Source organism: Methanomassiliicoccales archaeon (assembly GCA_013415865.1).
In the GTDB taxonomy this organism is placed as follows: domain Archaea; phylum Thermoplasmatota; class Thermoplasmata; order Methanomassiliicoccales; family UBA472; genus MVRC01.
In genome coordinates this window covers 1,747,620-1,766,246 of the sequence record CP058896.1, presented here as the reverse complement: position 1 = coordinate 1,766,246, position 18,627 = coordinate 1,747,620, and the positions used below count along the sequence as shown (strand labels likewise).

Sequence of the window (18,627 nt, the reverse complement as noted above, 5' to 3'; positions counted from 1 at the left end):
GGGGGTTGGAGCGAAATTAAAGTCCACCTCATTTTTTATAATATTAAGACCCGATTTTTAATAACAGTTGACTTGAAAATTATTATGAACGACCTATGATTGGATCCTCCCTCTGCATGCTAGGAAATATCTCAGATTTGGAAATGTTAAAAGTGCCAGATTACAATAACACCATGAAACCAAACTACCGACTGTAAGCCGAAACCTGGATCGACATCTATTATTTTGCGGGCGATGTTGATTGAGAAGAATTATTGAACCCAGCTCTGCTCATATCTCATCAACATCTGTCCAACATGGCCTTGTCGAACCCTTCTGCACCGATCGGCTTGGTCGCATCGATGGCGACCTTTGATGTTGTCGATTCAGTGCTTGGGTCCAACGATGACCCGGCAGCATTGTTCACGACCAAAAGGGACCTGCTGGCCTGGAATCTCGTCGCCTCTGCCCATTCCACCTTCTGGTCATCATAAATGTCTATGTCCTCATCAACGATGGTGACCTTCTTCATCGATGGATGGCCAGTGAACGCGGCCATGGCGGCGTTCATCGCATCTCCTTCCTTGTTCTTGGTTATCGAGACGACGCCGTGCAACCAGCAGCAGCCACCCTCGGTAAGTCTGACTCCATGCACCCTCGGCACGACCTGCCTCACCGTCTTGTATATGACCGGCTCCCTGGGCATCCCCATCAACAGGTAATGCTCCAGCCCTCCTGGCAGGACCAGATGGAAGATCGGGTCGGTCCTGTGGTAGACCCTGTCCACCTCGAACAGGGGCTGCTTCCTGACCGGGTCATAGGTGCCCGTGATGTCTACGAACGGCCCCTCGTCCACCAATGCCGCTGTCAGCCTGCCCTCGATCACGAACTCCGATCTGGCAGGGACCATCAGCCCTTCCTCGGTAGCAGCGACCTCGACATCTTCCTTGAGGCCATGATACCTGATCGCGCTGGCTATCTCCATCTCATCGGCTGCGTAATCTGTAGATGTCGCCCCGGCCAACAATATCGATGGACACACCCCGACACAGAATGCGACCTTGAGCTCCTTCCCCTTCTTGAGGCTCATCTGGTGCATGGTATACAGATGCCTTGGGACCAATCTTATCGCAAACCTGTGGCTGTCCAATAGCATGAGGCGATGGAACGAGATGTTCCTCTTCCCCTCGAACTCGGCGACCGCCACCCCTGATGTGATGTACCTCCCCCCGTCCTTCGGATAATATTTGGGTATCGGGAGCCTCATCAGGTCAAAGTCATCGTGCACATGGTCATAGAACTCTGCATCCTTTACTACTCGAGGCTTTCTTGGACTGGACAGGGCCTCCACCAAGCTCTCTGTCAATGTCTCTTTCCTAAGACCAAGGGCATTCGCCACCCTCTCCCTATCGGACCAGACATTGCCGATGGCCTTCATCCCGTTAAGGTCCTCGAAAAGGACCGGCCTTCGTTGGTCCTCCAATAATATCTTGGTAGGCTCCAGTTCGTTCGGAACGTGCTTCTTTATCCTCCTGAGGTCTTTGAAGGAGCTCATCAACGAGCGCATGGACATGCTTTGGTCATTCGCATGGGTTCTAATAACAGTTCGCCTGGTACGATCTTCTAACGGATATTCTGCGGATAGCAAAGATATTTGATGGTAATATCCAATCGGACGGCCGATGGTCGATCCTAGCGCAGAGAACGTCATACTCAAGTACGCACTTCAGAACGCGTTCCTTTATGGCGGCAAGGCGAACGCCAAGGCCGTCCAGGGCAAGGTCATGGCCGAGCAGCCGGCCCTTCGCCCTCATATCAAAGAGATCATCCCATTGATCGAATCGGTTCTGGCGAGAGTGAACGCCATGAGCCTAGAGGAGCAGAAATCGCTATTGGAGTCCATAGACCCGTCGCTGACAGTCAAGAAGGAGAAGGTCGAGAAGGTGCATAGGCTGGTCGACCTGCCTGGAGCTGTGAACGGACAGGTGGTGATGCGCTTCGCCCCGGGCCCTTCCGGACCTCTGCATCTGGGCCACACCAGGGTGGCGATACTCAATGATGAGTATTGCAAACGTTACAACGGGAAGTTCATCAATAGGATGGAGGACACCAACCCGGAGAAGATCGACCCTGACGCCTATAAGATGATACCTGAGGACCTCGAATGGCTAGGGGTGAAGGTCGACGAGACCGTTATCCAGAGCGAAAGGTTCCCCTTTTATTATGAGATCGCGAGGCAGCTCATCGAGATGGGGAAGGCCTACATCTGTACGTGCCCGGTCGAGGATTGGCGTAATGCGAAGGAAGCATCAAGGCCTTGTCCGCACAGGGACCTTCCTGTGGAGGAGCAGTTGGAGAAATGGGACAAGATGCTGGCCGGCCACTATGAAGAGGAAAAGGCGGTGTTGGTCGTCAAGACCGACCTGGACCACCCAAATCCTGCGATACGCGACTTTGTGGGTTTCAGGATAGTCAAATCCGTGCCCCATCCAAGGACGGGGGACCGCTATTGCGTGTATCCCATGATGAACTTCTGCGTGGCCGTGGACGATCATTATCTCGGTCTAACGCATGTCATACGTGGAAAGGACCATCTCAACAACACCCTGAGGCAGGAGTACATCTTCAGATACTTCGGTTGGAAGATGCCGTGGTACCACCATTATGGTCTCGTCTCGATCCCAGACGCCATACTCAAGACTTCCACTGTAGGAAAAGGGATAAAGACCGGCGAGTACACGGGCTGGGATGATGTCCGGCTCGGGACCGTCAGAGCAATGGAGAAGAGAGGCATCCAGGCAGATTCCATACGGGCCTTTTGGATCGATTGCGGCATAAAAGAAGTGGATATCGAATTCTCATGGGATACGCTCTACTCTTATAACAGGGACAGGGTCGACAAGGCCGCAAATAGGTATTTCTTCGTATGGGACCCGCAGCCGCTCGACATATGCGGCGTTGATGAGCTTCATGCAAAGGTACCCAAGCATCCGGACCATCCAGAGCGAGGATATAGGGAGCATCGGCTCAGTGGGAGACCGATCATGGTCTTTGTCACTGAGGAGGATCTTGCGCAGGCGGTGGAGCGTGGCAAGGTCCGCCTCAAGGACCTGGGGAACATCGAGATCGTGAACGGGAAGGGCAGGTATATCGGAAACGACCTCTCCATCCTGAAAGAGAAGGTCAAGATCGTCCATTGGGTGCCGGACAGCTCTGTGGAATGCACTGTCCTCATGCCAGATGGGACAAGGAAGCAAGGAAGGGCCGAGAGGGTCCCTGATGAAGAGGTCGGAAAGGTCGTCCAGTTCGAGCGCTTTGGTTTTGCCAGGATAGGAAGGGTCTCACCAAAGGTCGAGGCGTACTTCACGCACGATTAAGCTGAAATGCGCAGTGTAGAGCAATTTTATACTGTCCTGAATGGAGACCAGCCCCCATCATCTCGATACATTGAGAGCGACATACAATTGCCTGGGGGGCGAGGCATGGCTTGCAGCAGTTCCAGATAAGAGATGGACAGTATACGTTGGATCTTATCGGGATCGAACTGTCGGGATTTTTATTGAGAGGCCCTCTAGCGATAATTGACCCCAACATATCATTCAATGAACGTTGCATAGATAAGGCTGAGGGCAAAGTAGACAAGTACAAGGGCGCACAGGATATTGATGATCTGAAAGAGCTTTGGCGTGATGTATCGTCGGCCATAGGCCACCAGGGATGAGTAGAGAATTGAAAAGACCAAGAGACCTGATGTGTAACCTAAGAAAAATACCATGTAATGTATTGTTTCGGGGTCAGGGACGATGACCGCGATCGCCGTCCCGCCTATTCCGACCCAGAAGGCCAGCTGGAAAGGGTTACCGAGAGATATCAGGGCTCCTGTGGTGAGATCGTCCTTGCCAAGGTTTTCTGGGACCTCGGGCATTTCACACCTCCTCGCGTCCATGATCCCTTTATACGCAAGATACAGAAGAAGGGCGCTCCCTCCAATGCCCAATGCGATCCTCAATGTGCTGTTCTCGGTCAGGAAGGCAAGCCCTACAAGTGCCAAGGAGGCCCAGAACAGGTCTCCGATGCAGGACCCGATCTCCAACATGAACGCCCTGCGGAACCCACCAGCTACACCCCTCCTCAGGGCCTCGGTGTTCACGGCCCCCGGGGTGGCGCACATCAATAGACTTAATCCCAAGGCCGAGATGAAGAGGATCTCGAACATAGAGAGGCCGTGAACGTTTTTAGATATTTAATCAATGGCACAATCACTGGCACTCTCTGAGGGTCATATCACGCCAAGGACCAGATTTGCCGCTCCCCCCAGGGCGAAAGATGTCACTATTGAACCTAAAAGCACCTTTATGGAATCTTTCGGCCCGAATTCCTTCAGCATCACGCTGAACGCGGCCACGCAGGGAATATATGTGGCCATCACCAATGCGAATACGAACATCTGGTCTATTGTGAGCACAGACGCCAGGTCAGCAGTGCCGAACAGGATCACAAGGAGCTGCAACGACATCTCCTTCCTCAGGATCCCGAAGAGAAGGGCTATCACCATGACGGCCGGCAGTCCCAGGAGCCCGGTGGTAAGGGGAGAGAACGGCTCTACCAGGGCGTCGAGCAGTTCGAAGTTGAGCAGGAGTTCGAGAACAAGGCTTGTGACCAGCAGGATCGGGAAGGCGATGAAGAAGAAGTCCTTCGTGCGCAGATAGGTCTTCGATATGACATTTTGTAGAACAGGCATCGTGAGTTCTGGCACCTCTATCAGCAGGCCTATCGGCTCGAACCTCATCATCCGGTGGATCATAAGGCTCGCAAATATGATCAGGGCGAGAAGGATGAGATATATCGCGGCAACATGGTAGATGGTCCCATATGTGCCCACCGTTCCCAATATCACGACGGTCTGGGCACCGCAGGGCACCGCGAGGATAATAACTGTTGAGAGGATGAGGCGCTCGCGCCGGGAGGCCATGACCCTCGTGGCGAGGACCGCAGGGACGTTGCATCCTGTCCCGATGATCATTGGAATGACCGACCTTCCGCTGAGGCCGATCTTCTGCATGATCCCGTCCAAAAGTATGACGACCCTGGGGAGATATCCCGTGTCCTCGAGTATCGCTAGTAGAAAGTAGAAGAGCAGGATGTAAGGGATCACTATGGCCACTATTGACATCAAGGTCAGGTTCAGACCGTTTGCCAAAGACCTCCCAAGTTCCCCACCGATCAGGGCGGCAAGGTCTTCGAATAGACCAGAGGTCGCATCTTTATAAACAGCGACCAGGACCGTCTCGATAGTTGCACCAGCGACGACCATTATCAAAAAGACTGACAGCAGTACGATGAGAAGGACAGGTATCCCAGGCCATGGCCTCATGGTGAGCTCCGAAGCCCTTTCCCTCCTTGTCATCTTCCTTGGGATGGGGCTGACGACATCGGAGATGATCCTCCCCGCCTCCCCATACCGGTCCCTGTTCATGTGGACCTCTATCGGTTCCTTGTGATGCTCCTCAAATCGCCTTTTCTCGGCCTCTGCCTTGATCTTAACACTTTCATCAAAGAGGTGATAGAATTGCTCGTTGCCCTCCAACAGCTTGAGGACCGGCCCGCGCCTGGAATTCGCTGAGGGCCAGGTGGTCACCTTGTCCTCTAGGCCCTTAATGATGTCCTCAATGTGGGAGTCATAGGCGACGCGAAAATCAGAGGTCTTCCCACCATCATGAGCGATGAGCTTTACCAGCTCGTCCAATCCTTCTCCGGTGAGGGCCACGCTCGGCACTACAGGTATCTTGAGGATGCTCTCGAGCTTCTTCACGTCGATGGTGTAACGTTTCCTAGCGATGTCCATCTGGTTCAATAGCAGGACCGTCGGAAGACCGAGCTCTATGACCTGAAAGGCGAGCACCAAGCTCGGTTCCAATCTTGATGCGTCCGCGATGACGACCACGCAGTCGGGGTTCTTCTCTGCAAGCAGTCTGGTCGCGACCTTCTCGTCCTCGGTCACGCCCGTTAGCCCATAGGTCCCGGGCAGATCATATATGGTCAGGTTTATTCCGTTGTGGACCACCCTGCCCTCCTGATACTCCACCGTGGTGCCTGGATAGTTCGAAGAGACCGCACTGATGCCGGTGAGCCTGCTGAAGACGACAGACTTACCGACATTGGGATGGCCTAGCAGCGCAACGGTCCTTTCTTTGGTCATCATCGTGCCCCTTCTAGGCCCAACGCTTTTCGCACTCTCCGGCCAAGGTCACGTGGACCATCGAGGCATAGTCCCTCGCCAGAGCGATCTTCGAGTCCTGTATGGAAAGAAGTATCGGGCCGCCCATCGGGAGCCTGTCCTCGACGCAAAGGGTCCTCCCAGGGACTATCCCCATGGAGATTATCCTTCGCATTTTGATCGCATCGTCACAGACCAGGTGTGTGATCTTCACCTTTTCGCCCCTCTCGACCTCGGTCAAAGGTATTGAAGGTTCAGAAGCGCAGAGCGTACAGTCCTCATTGCATTCAGGTATAGGGTCACCGTCCGGGCAGGTCTTGGGATTGTTCATCATCTGGCAGATCCGCTTCTCGCTCTCGTCCGATAATGTGTGCTCAAGACGGCACGCCTCCTCATGACCTTCCCCTTTATCAAGACCGAGGACATCGACCAGAAACCTTTCGAGGAGCCGGTGCTTCCTCTTTATCCTTGCCCCGATCCTATGGCCCTCGTCAGTAAGTGTCGTCCCTTTGTATTTCTCATATTTCACATAGCCCGCTTCAGAAAGCCTCTGCATCATCTCTGTGACGCTGGCCGGGGAGACGTTCATTTTCTTTGCAATATTCTTGGTCTTTACAGGACGCCCATCCTGCGAAAGCTCCCAAAGGCATTCGAGGTATTCTTCGACGTTCTCGCTGACCATCAATTATTCGAGAGAGACGGGAGCTATATAAATTTTGGTCTGCCTAAAACTAAATATGTAGGGGACCTAAAATCTTGAAAGGGTGACCCTAAGGCTCTGGACTACATCCTGGTCCGAAGGAAAAGGAGATGACCTAAATCTTTTTCATGAGGTCAGATATCGGCAAAGGGGACGATGTCGCAACATTTACAGGCATGGCACATGGTGGAGTATTGCATTGGACCGGTCCCATGTTTCCGATAGATCTCCTTCGCAGCGATGCTGAGCCGTAAGATCCTCTCTGGTGTCACTGGGGCAATGGCCCCTAAAGCCTCGATGAGCGGTCCCCTGTTGATATCGTTGACCCTCAGCGGCCTCAACGATGGTACCACCCCCATCTCGACGAGCTCCTCTACCGCCTCGAGCACGTTCTCATCCGTCTCCCCTAGGCCAAAGATGATATTTGTGGTCACCTTCCATCTTCCAAACACCTTCACCGCGTGCCTCAGTGCCTGGAGTATCCAATCGATATCCATATCACCGCAGACCTTCCTGAATATCTCTCGGTCCCAGGTCTCGATGTTTATCTTGATCTCCGTCGCCCCGGCCTCTTTAAGTCTGTCGATGTCATCCAACCTCGACACATAAGGCTCTACACCTATCGGCATATCGGGTCCTATAAGGCCCCTTATCATCCTCACGACCTCCACCAACTCGTCGACGGTCCTCTCTGGGCTCCCGACGACCGCGGAGGTGATGGAAACGCACTTCAGGTCATCTCTTCCGACGACCTGCTCGACCATGCGCATGACCTTCTTTTTGTCAAGACCTTTGGTCACATCCCTTGGCAACCTAGGAGATGTGCAGAACTTGCAATCATAGATGCATTCCTGGTGGAGATTGATGAACGCCTGCTCGGGGCTATGGTAGATCGTCGGTTGCAGGTCGACATGCTCGATGAAAGGCCTCCCTTGCCACAACATCCTCAGACCATCCGGCCCTTCGACGAGCTGGAACTCGCCCTTCTCTCTTGATATTGCCTTCTTGACCCTCACTCCCTCAAAGCTGATGACGACCGAGACGGAGCCTGCACCGGGCCCAGCGGTCGACCGGCTTGGCTTGAATGGTAGGTGAAGGTCCCTCGGTAAGCGGACCGTCCCCCCTGCTATCAATATCGCCTTTTTCTCCGCCGGGCTCATTCCGCTCTCCATTTGACCCCGTCCACCGTGTCCTCGAGCATTATCCCCTTCTGCTTGAGGTCATCCCTGATCTTGTCGGCCAGGTCATAGAGCTTCCTCTTTCGGAGCTCCTGCCTTACGGCTATTATGACCTCCATCACATCATCGAGCTGGTCGGCGTCCTTCTCCAGAGTAGGTAATATCCCTAGTATCGTGTCGAACTCCTCGAACAATGCCATGATGCATCTGGTGCCCTTCTTGCTCAACAGGTCATGATGCATGAGCTTGTTGCTCTCCCTAGCAAGCTCGAACAGCACCGATATCGCCCCTCTTGTATTGAGGTCATCGTCCATGTGCTCGATGAACTCCGCTCTCGTCCTTTTTACCAGGTCGTCGGCGTCATAGTTACCTGATGCCGACTCTAGGTGGTCCCTGAGCTCCATATAGGTGTGCTGCAGTCTCCGCAGGGCGGCGGCAGCCTCGTTCAAAGCGTCCTCGCTATAGGTCAAAGGACCTCTATAATGCGTGTTCAGGAAGTAGAACCTGACCTCCTGTGTAGAATAATGCTGCATGACGTCCCTGACCGTGAAGAAGTTCTTCAGGGACTTTGACATCTTCTCCCCCTCCACCTGGAGCATGCCGTTATGCATCCAATATTTTGCCAACGGCTTTCCTGTGACCGCCTCCGACTGGAGGATCTCGTTCTCATGATGAGGGAATATCAGGTCGTTGCCTCCTCCATGTATGTCCAACGTCTCCCCGAGGTGACGATAGACCATGGCAGAGCACTCGATATGCCAGCCCGGCCTTCCCTTCCCCCAGGGGCTGTCCCAGGATACCTCCCCTGGCTTTGCGGCCTTCCAAAGGCAGAAGTCGACCGGGCTCCTCTTCGTCTCGTCCACCTCGATCCTGGCCCCGGCCAACATATCTTCAAGCTTGTTCCCGGAGAGCTTACCATAGTCCTTGAACCTTTCAACGCTGAAGTAGATGCTGCCGTCCTCTGCCACATACCCATATCCGGCATCGATTATCTTCTGGACCATCCTTATTATGTCATCTATGCTCTCAGAGGCCTTAGGGTAGATGTCAGCGCTTTTGACACCGAGCTTCTGAAGGTCCTCAAAGTAATGTTCTATATACATCTTCGAGAGCGCCAGGGGGTCCATGCCCATCTCGTTGGCCTTGTTGATGATCTTATCGTCAACGTCGGTGAAGTTCGTGACATGCTTCACCTCATAACCTTTGTACCTCAGGTACCTGGCGACCATGTCGAACACGATGATCGAGCGCGCATGGCCCATATGGATGTCATTATAGACGGTGACGCCGCACACGTACATCCTGACCTTCTTGTCATCGATCGGGATGAACTCCTCTGTCCTTTTGGTCAGGGTATTGTATATCTCCAATGTCATGGTCGCGCCCGGCATGTGATGATGTTCAACTTATTTTTCCTTTTTGAGGCGCTCTTCCAACATGGCTATCCGATGGTCCAGTTCTGATATTTGATTGGTCAGGTCCATGATGGCATCACGGAGGGGGTCCGGTAGCTCATCATGGCGGAGGTCTGTCTTTACCACCGCACCCTCCCTTTTGATCACCTTGCCTGGCACTCCCACCACGGTGGAGTTCGGTGGTACGTCCTTGACGACGACCGACCCCGCACCGATCTTGACATTGTCGCCGACAGTGATATTGCCCAGAACGATCGCTCCTGCCCCGATCGTCACATTATTGCCAATGGTCGGATGGCGTTTGCCCTTGCTGGTGCTCACACCGCCCAGGGTCACGCCCTGGAACAACGATACGTTCTCACCGATGACCGCCGTCTCTCCGATCACGACACCGACCGCGTGGTCGATGAAGAACCCTTTGCCTATCGTGGCCCCTGGATGGATGTCCGCACCCGTCAGGAAACGGCCGAGATAATTGATCGCCCTCGCAAGACGTATGTGACCTTTCAGATATTGTTTGTGCGATATCTTGTGGATGAGGATGGCATGCAGGCCTGGACTGAAAAGCAGGGCCTCCATATAGGACTTCGCGGCCGGGTCCCTTTCGAGGACGGTCTGTACTGCCTCCCTCCAGCTCATAGGACCTACTCGTTGAACAGATCGGTGCTTAAATATCTTTCTCCAGAGTCGGGAATCAGGGCCAAGATCTTTTTTCCAGGCAGGTCCTTGGCCATCTCCATCGCTGCAGAGAGCGCCGCCCCTCCTGAGATCCCCACCAAGATGCCCTCCTCTCTCGCGATCTTCCTGGCCCACCTATATGCGTCCTCGTCTTTGACCGTCAATATCCAATCTACATACTTTCGGTCGAAGATCTTTGGCTTAAAACCAGCACCGATACCTTGTATCTTATGAGGGCCTGGTCTACCTCCTCCCAGCACGGGGGAGCCTGCAGGTTCGATGCCGACGACCCATGTCCCAGGCTTTTTCTCCTTCAGAGCCTTCCCCACTCCCGTTATCGTTCCTCCAGTACCTATACCAGCAACGAATAGGTCGATATCTGGCATATCCGCCAGGATCTCTTCCGCCGTGGTCCTATAATGTATCTCGACATTTGCTTGGTTCTCGAACTGCTGGGGGATGAAATGGTCAGGTGAGGATGAGCATATCTCTTTCGCTTTCATGACGGCGCCGGACATCCCTTCCGATGCCGGCGTCAGGATGACCCCCGCCCCCATCGCGCTCAAGAGCTTGCGCCTCTCCGAGCTCATGTTCTCAGGCATCGTCAATATGAGCCTGTAGCCCTTTGCCGCGCACACCATTGCCAGACCGATGCCTGTATTGCCAGATGTCGGCTCGACCACGCACATCCCTGGCCGGAGGACGCCTCTTTTTTCAGCATCCTCGATCAAAGCCAGAGCGACCCTGTCCTTGACAGAGTGCATGGGATTGAATGACTCCATCTTGACATAGACCTCAGCATAGCCTTCAGTAACTGTTCTGTTGAGCCTCACGATAGGGGTCCTGCCTATGGTATCAAGTATGCTATTGAATCTCATCTTGGTGCCTCCCACATCATCTGGTCAGGGGCTTTGGTAGCATAAAGACAGTTAACAATGATAAAGGATTTGACAAAAGGCGAATTAACTCATTTGACGAAGATAAATTGAAAATGATATTAACGGGACCGTAGGAATGTTCTCTGCGATCAGATGTTAGATTCCTTTAAAGTAAAGAAGGCCGGCATCGAACTGGGTTTGGACCTTGTAGGCATAACTGGTGTAGAAAGGTTCGATAGGTTCAAGAAGATCGCTGACGAAGAGATCCTTGCAGGTAAGGTACCATCGGACATGAGGCGTGCAGAACCCACATTGAACGACACGTCGATATCATGTGACCCGAGGAGCATCATGCCTAAAGCAAGATCGATCATCGCCCTGGGCCTAAGGTACCATCACGAGGGTACTGAGATGACCAAAGAGCCTTGGGACCCGCGGGGCAAGGTCGCCAGGCATCATTGGGATGATACCTACGCTGACCTAGAATATAAGCGAGACAAGATGATCGAGATGATCCGTTCTGAGGGGCACGACGCTTTTTGGGACCCTAGAGTGCCCGTAAAGCCCGCCGTGTGCCGTTCTGGGGTGGGTGTGTTTGGAAAGAACACCCTGATACAGAACGAGGACCTGGGGTCCTGGGTCATCTATTCTGTGGTCCTGACAGATGCGGAATTGGAGCCGGATGAAGAGATCGGTCCAAGATGTGGTTCATGCCAAAGATGCATCAGATTGTGTCCCACCAAGGCCATCCCGGAGCCCTTTGTCCTCGACCCTTCCAAATGCCTAAGTTATGTATTGTCATCCGAAAGGCCAATACCCATCGAGCTCAGGGAGGCGGTAGAGGACAGGATAGACGGCTGCGATGTCTGCCAGGAGGTATGTCCTCGGAATGAGGGGCTTGTAAAGATGAAGGTTGAGGGTCCTCAAAGGTCACATCCATGGGGGATGGCTCCTAAGTTGCTGGAACTGCTCAAGATGGACGAGAGGGAGTACTTGCGGCGATGCTCCTCTCTACGTTGGCATGGCCCTTCCCTAAGGACGTTAAAAAGAAATGCCATCATCGCCTTGGGAAATACGGGCGATTGTTCCACGATCGCCGCCCTAGAACCTTTTGTACTGGGCGTCGATGAGGATCTCGCAGAGCATGCGCGATGGGCCATGGACGCGATCAGAAAAAGGGAGAGCGATAGGACGAGATAGGACCTGGATGAAAAATTGGAGCCGGGACCGCGATTTGAACACGGGTCTGCAGATATCCGCCATTAGGGCTGCAGTCTGCCACATGGCCGCTCTGTCATCCCGGCTTGGTTGTAGCTGATTCTATCCCAGATATTAAACCTTTATTCCAAGATGAGAACTAAGATCATTCGACCGGGTCCAGACCTTTCTTATGAAGGCATGATTGGTGTTCGGTCTCAACATGTATCGTCAGTTCGAGGTCCGGGAAGCTCTTTTTCAGCTCGCTCTCGATCCTTTCCGTTATCTCATGCGACTCGTAGACGGACATCCCCCCATTGACGCAAAGGTGGAATGTGACGAACACCATGTCCCCGCTCTTTCTTGTCTTCAGTTCATGGAACTCGATGTGACCATCGGTCCTATCTAGGATCTCCCTTATCTTTTCCTCTACAGAGGGGCAGTGCATATCAAGGAGGTCCCCGCAGGACCTGTTGATGAGCTCATAGCCCATCTTTATTATCAAGGCCCCGACCAGGAAGGCAAGGACGGAATCGAGGAAGAAGAGGCCGGTGAACGAAGCGATGGCCAATCCAACAATCACCCCCAACGAGGAAAGGACATCGGACAACAGATGCTTGGAATCCCCCTCGAGGGCGATCGATCCTGTCCTTCGTGATTCTCTGGCAAGAACATATGAGAGGGTGCCATTGATAGCAGTGGCGAACAAAGAGACGAGCAGTGCCAGGTCCAGATCTCTCAGTGTGACCGGATTGAACAATCTACCGATGCTGGCATAGATGATGAACACCGCTGCCATCAGGACCAAGATCCCTTCGATCAGACATGAGATGTTCTCTGCCTTACGGTGTCCGAACTGGTGCTCCTTATCAGCAGGTCTTTCTGCAATCCTTATCGAAGCGAACAACATCCCCGAGGCGACGATATTTATTATGGACTCCAATGCATCGGACAGAAGGGCTATGGAATCCGAGACGAGGAAGGCGACAAGCTTGATGATGAAGACCACTATGCCCCCCGTCATGGCCAAGATGGCCACTTGGCCCTTGTTCATTATCGTTAAATCATATTGTAAGATATCAAGTTATCCGACCAAGGACAAGGTTCTCGGGCTTTATAGTCTGACCTCTCCCTCATCCTTTTTCTTTGGCTTTTGTAATGCTGCCGCCCTCAGGACCGAGGCTGGGTCCTTGATCTCTTTTTTTGTCTTTGACGGTCTTTTCGCGGCCTTCTGCTGGACGGTCTTCGAGGCCTTGCGCCAGGCCGTCACCTCCTCGACCAGGACCTCGTTGACGGCATCGGATATCGATTTCATGACCTCCACCTTATGCACGAGCTCCTCATACTTGATGACCTTGGGTCCTCGTTGACCCGCACCATAGCCGACACATCCGTTCGTGAATACGATAAAATCCAGATGCGCCACACTGTTACGAAGCTGCCTGTCGCATGCATCCACCATAAAAGAGAGGCCATTATCCTCCATGAATCTTAGCTTGTTCCAAAGGCTGTCCTCCTCGATGGCCCCCATAGAACCGGCAGGTGCGCTATGCTCCGACATCGCCTTCGAAGAGCGATATGGGATCCCTGTTCTTGACAAAAGATAGCATATGAGGTTCACCTGTGCAGCATAGACGCCTTCCACCAGCAGCAGGTAGTAGTTCAGAAGGAGCCTGCTCTGCTCTTCCAGGCTGGCCCTGGCGAACGAATGGAACCTGAGCATTATGATGTAGAACTCGAATGTGTTGTGCATCTTGGCCTTGATCTGAGGTTCCCAATGAGAGCGCATCACCTCATCGGCATCCGGTCCCATCGCCTTCGTTACAAGACGCTTGATCGGGCCCGTGACCACCTTCCTGAGAGCGAGGTCGACAGGAGGGAACATTCTGGCCCAATTGTCCTCTATGTACTTTGACCTGGACCTGGGCTTCATAGCCTCAAAAGCGCTCAGGCCCTCAGGATGCAAAGCCCTGAGCCTTTCTGTGAACAACCGTTCCCTGATCGTACTGACGCTGACCTGAAGATCCTCTGACATATCCCATCCCGGCCTGGTCAGAATGGTCGTGCTAGATTATCACACTTGTCCCGTCTTTCCTACAATCCACGATGAATGATATTTATTATCGGGGACCGGTTCTGGTCCTGATGATGCCCGACCACTGCAAAGATGTCTCCTTCAGAGAGGTGGAGTTCGAACTTACCATGGAGAACATAACGGCCATGGCGGAGGGGAAGAGCGCCTACACCAGGACGGAGTTCATGGTGCTGAAGAACGGGAACAATGTCGCCGTGGTCAGGGTCTTGAAGAGGCCAGGCAAGGAACTATTCCGACCAATAACCTCCATCGAGGTCATATCGCTCCCCAAGGACACTGTATACATAAAAGATGAACGTGTCGACGTCCTCAATGTTTCCGAGCTCGCCGAGCTGGTCAAAGAAAATGGAGGTCTTACTGTCGTGGTCTCAGGGATGTTCAATCATGTTTCATTCCTTCATGCGGATGAGCTGCTCACCCTAAGGGTGGTCGACGTCGTGCCACCGACCCCATCGAAGCTCTCGGTCCTGGTCCGAAAGGCCATGTCCTCAGGGCTTGTCGAACTGCCCATCATCATCGAACAGGTTGACATCGACCTCAATCAGAAAGAGGGGCTTGTAAAGACGGATGCTGTCATGTTCCCGTGCAGAGCATCGGGCCTTTTCTCTTCAAAGAGGATCTATTACCTGGATGAGACCCCTGCTGTTGAAGGAGATGTCACGCTCATAGGATGCGACCTGTCAAGGAGGATCTTCAGGTCGGTCTATGGCCGAGATGCCCCCTGCATAGACATCTGCCCTAAGAACCTCGTTGTGGACGATGGTACCCCGACCATGATCAAGTGCTGCAAGGTGAAGGAGGGCCATGAGATCTCAGGCAACATCGCATCGGTTCCTTGGGGGGCGACGGTCCAGGATGTTGCGGGAGGGGTCAGGGCGCTCTTTGAAAGATGAGACCGTCATCTTCGTACGATCTTCCCCTTCTTCTCAGCCAGTGATCGTGCATGGCGCATGGCCTCGAACCCTTCATCCTTCTTGCCAAGCCTCATGAGGGCCTCAGCGCAGAGGTACCATGCGTCGATGTCGTCCTCGTTGATAAAGAGATGTGCCTCAAGGAATCCCAAGGCCTTCTCCAGCTCGCCCTTTTGTATCATATCCCTGGCCCGGTCGGCCGCAGTCTTACCTGAATCAAGTATCCTTGCCATCTCTTCCTTGGCGTTGACAAGGATCACATCCACTGCATTGTCTGAGAGCCAAGGATACTGGGACCTCAAGAGCTTCCTCAATTTCTCGGCCTCGGTCGGTCTGATGGTCGTGGTACCGGGTTCAAAAAGTTTGAAAGGCACATTCACTTCCATCTTCCCGTGCTGTACCTTGAAGAACGTGGAGCGGGATGACATATCATCCGCCAGATGTTCTTCGGCGATAATTTCTTTTCCCTCGGCAAGGCTTATCTATCCCTGTACAGGTTAGACGGTGCGATGCAACAGATAGCGTTGAGCCCTTACAACCCGAAGATCGAGGCCAAGGACGTCATCATCTATGATTCTACCCTGAGGGACGGTGAACAGACGCCGGGCATGGCCTTCTCACAGGACCAGAAGATCGAGATCGCGGAAAAGCTTGACGATATCGGGGTCCATCAGATAGAGGCAGGGTTTCCAGCTGTATGCGAGAGCGAGCAAAGGACGGTCAAGGAGATATGCTCACTGGGATTAGATGCGGACATATTGACCCTCTCAAGGATCACAAAGGGGGATATCGATTGCTGCGTCGATGCTGGCGTGGATATGGTCCTACTGTTCATAGCCACATCCGACATCCATTTGAAGTACAAGTTCAAGAAACCAAGGGAGTTCTTATTGGAGAAGGTCCAAGAAGGTCTCGACTATTGTCATGAAAGAGGTGTGAAGGCCTCTCTAAGTGCAGAGGACAGCACAAGGACTGACCTTGACTTTCTCATCCAGATATATAAAAAAGCGGAAGAGGCGGGTGCGGCAAGGATAGGTGTGACAGATACAGTTGGATGCGCGTCCCCTGAGGCGATCTTTCACATCGTCTCGGAGGTGAGGAAGGCAGTGAAGGTCCCCATCGGTCTGCACCTGCATAATGATTATGGACTTGTGCTGGCAAACGCCATCGCGGGGGTCAAGGCCGGTGCCACCGCTTTGACCACCACCGTCAATGGTATAGGGGAAAGGGCCGGCAACCTTCCATTGGAGCAGTTCGCGCCAGTGATGAAATTCGTGTACGGATGCGACCTTGGCATCGATTGTTCAAAGCTGACCCAGCTCTGCGATCTGGTCGCGGAGTACTCCCGGCTACCAAGGCCAAGGAACCAACCTTTGGTAGGCCCGAACGTTTTCGCGCATGAATCGGGAATACATGTAGCTGCGATATTGGAGTGTCCATTGACTTATGAGAGCATACCTCCCGAGGCCGTCGGTAACAGGAGACATATCCTCATGGGCAAGCACACTGGCCTCACCTATGTGAAGAAACGCGTCGAGGACCTTGGGCTGAAGGCCTCTGACAACCAGCTATCACGCATCCTCAACGAGGTCAAGAATCTGGGAGAAAAGAAGGGGAGGGTGAGCGATGACGAGTTCAAGCAGATCGTCATCATGGTCCTTGACAAGACAAGGTCATAGTGGGACCGAACGGCCTGCCTCGTCCCTCTTGCTCCTGCCGAACTCCTTCATCTCGTCTATCTCTCTTCCCAGGAAGACAGGGCCGTCGGCGCATACCCTTCTGCCATCGATGACGCAGGAGCCGCAGAGGCCTGAACCACATTTCATGAACCTTTCAAGAGACATTTGGCTCTCCACGCCATGTTTTTTGCATACCTCAAGAAGATAGAACAGCATCTTCTCAGGCCCACAGGCGATCAGCTGAGAGTATGACCTCTTTGACAACATCTCGTCCACCAACGACACGACCGTTCCATGGTGTCCTTTGCTCCCATCGTCCGTTGATACCATCACATGGTCGGAGGCCTTCCTTGCCCTCTCCTCGAAGATCAGCTCTGAAGAGGTCCTCGCCCCCAGAGCGACATCAACGATGCTCCTGTCCTTGGACATCTCGATGGCCGGAAGGACGGCTGCTATGCCCGTCCCTCCCCCCACCACGAGGTATCGTCCCGCCGGCTGCATGAAGCCCCTGCCATATGGTCCCCGTATCCCGATCATTTCCCCGACCTTGACCGAGCTGAGGGCCTTGGTCGCCTCGCCGACCTCTCTGACGGTAATCCCTTTGAGCTTGCCGATATAAGAGGCGGACATGGGCACCTCGTCGACCCCAGGGACCCATACCATGAAGAACTGGCCTGGACGCACGGTCCTGTCTAGCTCGAACCTGAGCGTTGTGATCCCCCTCCCCTCGCTCACCTTGTCAATGACCCTTACGACCTCATTTCCGTTCATGGGCCACCCCCACCAGGTCCGAGATCTCCCTAACGTCATTATGTTCCATATAGCGTAGCATGCCAGAGGTTATCTCGGAAAATACCGTCATGCCCTTTTTGCCTATCGCGGAGCCGATCTGGACGGCCTTCGCGCCTGCCATTATGTACTCCATCGCGTCCCGCCAATCATCTATTCCCCCTACACCAATGATCGGTATGTCGATGTTATCATAAAGGTCATACACGCTCCTCAGCCCGATAGGTTTGACGGCAGGTCCGCTCAGGCCACCATAAATATTCGAGAGCACTGGTCTTCTGAACTCAACACTGATCGCAATGGCCTTGACGGTGTTGATGGCGACGACACCATCTCCCCCCGCCCTTTCGACGGCCTGACCCACCTCGATCAGACTGTGGGTGTTCGGCGTCAATTTTGCAAAGACCGGTACCTTCAGAGACCCCTTGACCTCTCTGACGATATCGTGGACCATCTCAGGATCTATGCCCATCTCCATGCCGTACCCCTTCGCGTGAGGGCAGCTCAGATTAAGCTCGATGGCGCTCGCTCCGATCTCTTCCATGTTAGATGCCACAGTAACGAAATCCTTAATGCTTGAGGCGAAAACACTTCCGAAGACAGGTACCCCAGATGATACCGCCTCTCTCATCTCTTCCTTGAAAAGCCTGATGCCTGGGTTGGGAAGTCCCATCGCATTTATGTAATATCCATCCGCCTCGTAGAGCGTAGGGTTCTTGTAACCTTCTCTCGGCTCAAGCCCCACTGACTTCGTGACCACGGCCCCTGCTCCCGACATCGCAGCCTTGGCCAGGGATGCACCGGTCTCTCCCATCATTCCAGAGGCGAGCATTGTAGGGTTGCCCAACGTCACTCCCGCCAAGACAGTCCTCAATCCTTTCATCGGACATTGGTGATGGGTTTGCTGATAA

At 53.4% G+C, this 18,627-nt stretch carries 17 protein-coding genes and 1 tRNA gene; 4 read left to right on the top strand and 14 right to left on the bottom strand.

Features of this window, described 5'->3' with window-relative positions; translation table 11 throughout:
- Positions 1 to 280: 280 nt before the first annotated feature.
- Positions 281 to 1,552, bottom strand: a complete 1,272-nt coding sequence (locus tag HPY73_08950) for a UbiD family decarboxylase (protein QLH75538.1) — start codon at positions 1,550 to 1,552, stop codon at positions 281 to 283.
- A gap of 109 nt (positions 1,553 to 1,661) precedes the next feature.
- Here HPY73_08950 and HPY73_08945 point away from each other — a divergent pair, with 109 nt between their 5' ends.
- Complete coding sequence (locus tag HPY73_08945) at positions 1,662 to 3,356, top strand: glutamate--tRNA ligase (GenBank protein QLH75537.1); 1,695 nt, start codon at positions 1,662 to 1,664, stop codon at positions 3,354 to 3,356.
- Between the two features lie 218 nt (positions 3,357 to 3,574).
- Here HPY73_08945 and HPY73_08940 read toward each other — a convergent pair whose 3' ends face one another.
- The 7 genes from HPY73_08940 to cysK form a co-directional block, all read right to left on the bottom strand.
- Positions 3,575 to 4,195 carry a LysE family transporter gene (locus tag HPY73_08940; protein ID QLH75536.1) on the bottom strand — a complete coding sequence of 207 codons (621 nt, stop codon included), beginning with the start codon at positions 4,193 to 4,195 and terminating at the stop codon, positions 3,575 to 3,577.
- Positions 4,196 to 4,258: 63 nt separating this feature from the next.
- Positions 4,259 to 6,181 (bottom strand): ferrous iron transport protein B, encoded by a 1,923-nt coding sequence (gene feoB / locus HPY73_08935; GenBank protein ID QLH75535.1) that lies wholly within the window; start codon positions 6,179 to 6,181, stop codon positions 4,259 to 4,261.
- A 10-nt stretch (positions 6,182 to 6,191) separates the two neighbouring features.
- A complete protein-coding gene (locus HPY73_08930; GenBank protein ID QLH75534.1) occupies positions 6,192 to 6,878 on the bottom strand; it encodes a metal-dependent transcriptional regulator in 687 nt (228 codons plus the stop codon).
- A gap of 152 nt (positions 6,879 to 7,030) precedes the next feature.
- Complete coding sequence (locus HPY73_08925; protein QLH75533.1) at positions 7,031 to 8,068, bottom strand: radical SAM protein; 1,038 nt, start codon at positions 8,066 to 8,068, stop codon at positions 7,031 to 7,033.
- A complete protein-coding gene (locus HPY73_08920) occupies positions 8,053 to 9,450 on the bottom strand; it encodes a cysteine--tRNA ligase (GenBank protein QLH75532.1) in 1,398 nt (465 codons plus the stop codon). The genes HPY73_08925 and HPY73_08920 overlap by 16 nt, the downstream gene beginning before the upstream one ends.
- 30 nt (positions 9,451 to 9,480) lie before the next feature.
- Positions 9,481 to 10,128, bottom strand: coding sequence for a serine O-acetyltransferase (gene cysE / locus HPY73_08915; GenBank protein QLH75531.1), 648 nt, complete (start codon positions 10,126 to 10,128; stop codon positions 9,481 to 9,483).
- A 5-nt stretch (positions 10,129 to 10,133) separates the two neighbouring features.
- On the bottom strand, positions 10,134 to 11,045 hold the full coding sequence (gene cysK / locus HPY73_08910; GenBank protein QLH75530.1) for a cysteine synthase A: 912 nt from the start codon (positions 11,043 to 11,045) through the stop codon (positions 10,134 to 10,136).
- Positions 11,046 to 11,198: 153 nt separating this feature from the next.
- Between cysK and HPY73_08905 the strand changes: the two genes are divergently transcribed.
- On the top strand, positions 11,199 to 12,245 hold the full coding sequence (locus HPY73_08905) for a hypothetical protein (GenBank protein QLH75529.1): 1,047 nt from the start codon (positions 11,199 to 11,201) through the stop codon (positions 12,243 to 12,245).
- A 16-nt stretch (positions 12,246 to 12,261) separates the two neighbouring features.
- On the opposite strand, the gene HPY73_08900 is transcribed toward HPY73_08905, so the two are convergent.
- From HPY73_08900 to HPY73_08890, 3 genes are all read right to left on the bottom strand, one after another.
- Positions 12,262 to 12,349 (bottom strand) — tRNA-Cys (locus HPY73_08900).
- A gap of 59 nt (positions 12,350 to 12,408) precedes the next feature.
- Positions 12,409 to 13,296: a cation transporter gene (locus HPY73_08895; GenBank protein QLH75528.1), complete on the bottom strand. Its 888-nt coding sequence runs from the start codon at positions 13,294 to 13,296 to the stop codon at positions 12,409 to 12,411.
- A 60-nt stretch (positions 13,297 to 13,356) separates the two neighbouring features.
- The gene (locus tag HPY73_08890; protein QLH75527.1) at positions 13,357 to 14,277 is read right to left on the bottom strand and encodes a hypothetical protein; all 921 of its coding nucleotides are present in this window, start codon (positions 14,275 to 14,277) and stop codon (positions 13,357 to 13,359) included.
- 110 nt (positions 14,278 to 14,387) lie between these two features.
- On the opposite strand from HPY73_08890, the gene HPY73_08885 reads away from it, so the two are divergent.
- The gene (locus HPY73_08885; GenBank protein QLH75526.1) at positions 14,388 to 15,230 is read left to right on the top strand and encodes a hypothetical protein; all 843 of its coding nucleotides are present in this window, start codon (positions 14,388 to 14,390) and stop codon (positions 15,228 to 15,230) included.
- A 5-nt stretch (positions 15,231 to 15,235) separates the two neighbouring features.
- On the opposite strand, the gene HPY73_08880 is transcribed toward HPY73_08885, so the two are convergent.
- Positions 15,236 to 15,676, bottom strand: coding sequence for a hypothetical protein (locus tag HPY73_08880; protein QLH75525.1), 441 nt, complete (start codon positions 15,674 to 15,676; stop codon positions 15,236 to 15,238).
- An 81-nt stretch (positions 15,677 to 15,757) separates the two neighbouring features.
- Here HPY73_08880 and aksA point away from each other — a divergent pair, with 81 nt between their 5' ends.
- A complete protein-coding gene (gene aksA, locus HPY73_08875) occupies positions 15,758 to 16,927 on the top strand; it encodes a homoaconitate hydratase (protein QLH75756.1) in 1,170 nt (389 codons plus the stop codon).
- Here the strand turns inward: aksA and HPY73_08870 are convergent.
- Together HPY73_08870 and HPY73_08865 are read right to left on the bottom strand one after the other, a co-directional pair.
- A complete protein-coding gene (locus HPY73_08870) occupies positions 16,922 to 17,698 on the bottom strand; it encodes a dihydroorotate dehydrogenase electron transfer subunit (GenBank protein ID QLH75524.1) in 777 nt (258 codons plus the stop codon). The genes aksA and HPY73_08870 overlap by 6 nt on opposite strands.
- Positions 17,685 to 18,599, bottom strand: coding sequence for a dihydroorotate dehydrogenase (locus tag HPY73_08865; GenBank protein ID QLH75523.1), 915 nt, complete (start codon positions 18,597 to 18,599; stop codon positions 17,685 to 17,687). The genes HPY73_08870 and HPY73_08865 overlap by 14 nt, the downstream gene beginning before the upstream one ends.
- Positions 18,600 to 18,627 lie beyond the last annotated feature (28 nt).

Bases quoted from the DNA above. Each gene is read 5' to 3' on its own strand.
- HPY73_08950 (QLH75538.1), bottom strand. From the start codon at position 1,552: ATGTCCATGCGCTCGTTGATGAGCTCCTTCAAAGACCTCAGGAGGATA.
- HPY73_08945 (QLH75537.1), top strand. From the start codon at position 1,662: ATGGTCGATCCTAGCGCAGAGAACGTCATACTCAAGTACGCACTTCAG.
- HPY73_08940 (QLH75536.1), bottom strand. From the start codon at position 4,195: ATGTTCGAGATCCTCTTCATCTCGGCCTTGGGATTAAGTCTATTGATG.
- feoB (QLH75535.1), bottom strand. From the start codon at position 6,181: ATGATGACCAAAGAAAGGACCGTTGCGCTGCTAGGCCATCCCAATGTC.
- HPY73_08930 (QLH75534.1), bottom strand. From the start codon at position 6,878: ATGGTCAGCGAGAACGTCGAAGAATACCTCGAATGCCTTTGGGAGCTT.
- HPY73_08925 (QLH75533.1), bottom strand. From the start codon at position 8,068: ATGGAGAGCGGAATGAGCCCGGCGGAGAAAAAGGCGATATTGATAGCA.
- HPY73_08920 (QLH75532.1), bottom strand. From the start codon at position 9,450: ATGACATTGGAGATATACAATACCCTGACCAAAAGGACAGAGGAGTTC.
- cysE (QLH75531.1), bottom strand. From the start codon at position 10,128: ATGAGCTGGAGGGAGGCAGTACAGACCGTCCTCGAAAGGGACCCGGCC.
- cysK (QLH75530.1), bottom strand. From the start codon at position 11,045: ATGAGATTCAATAGCATACTTGATACCATAGGCAGGACCCCTATCGTG.
- HPY73_08905 (QLH75529.1), top strand. From the start codon at position 11,199: ATGTTAGATTCCTTTAAAGTAAAGAAGGCCGGCATCGAACTGGGTTTG.
- HPY73_08895 (QLH75528.1), bottom strand. From the start codon at position 13,296: ATGAACAAGGGCCAAGTGGCCATCTTGGCCATGACGGGGGGCATAGTG.
- HPY73_08890 (QLH75527.1), bottom strand. From the start codon at position 14,277: ATGTCAGAGGATCTTCAGGTCAGCGTCAGTACGATCAGGGAACGGTTG.
- HPY73_08885 (QLH75526.1), top strand. From the start codon at position 14,388: ATGATGCCCGACCACTGCAAAGATGTCTCCTTCAGAGAGGTGGAGTTC.
- HPY73_08880 (QLH75525.1), bottom strand. From the start codon at position 15,676: ATGTCATCCCGCTCCACGTTCTTCAAGGTACAGCACGGGAAGATGGAA.
- aksA (QLH75756.1), top strand. From the start codon at position 15,758: ATGCAACAGATAGCGTTGAGCCCTTACAACCCGAAGATCGAGGCCAAG.
- HPY73_08870 (QLH75524.1), bottom strand. From the start codon at position 17,698: ATGAACGGAAATGAGGTCGTAAGGGTCATTGACAAGGTGAGCGAGGGG.
- HPY73_08865 (QLH75523.1), bottom strand. From the start codon at position 18,599: ATGAAAGGATTGAGGACTGTCTTGGCGGGAGTGACGTTGGGCAACCCT.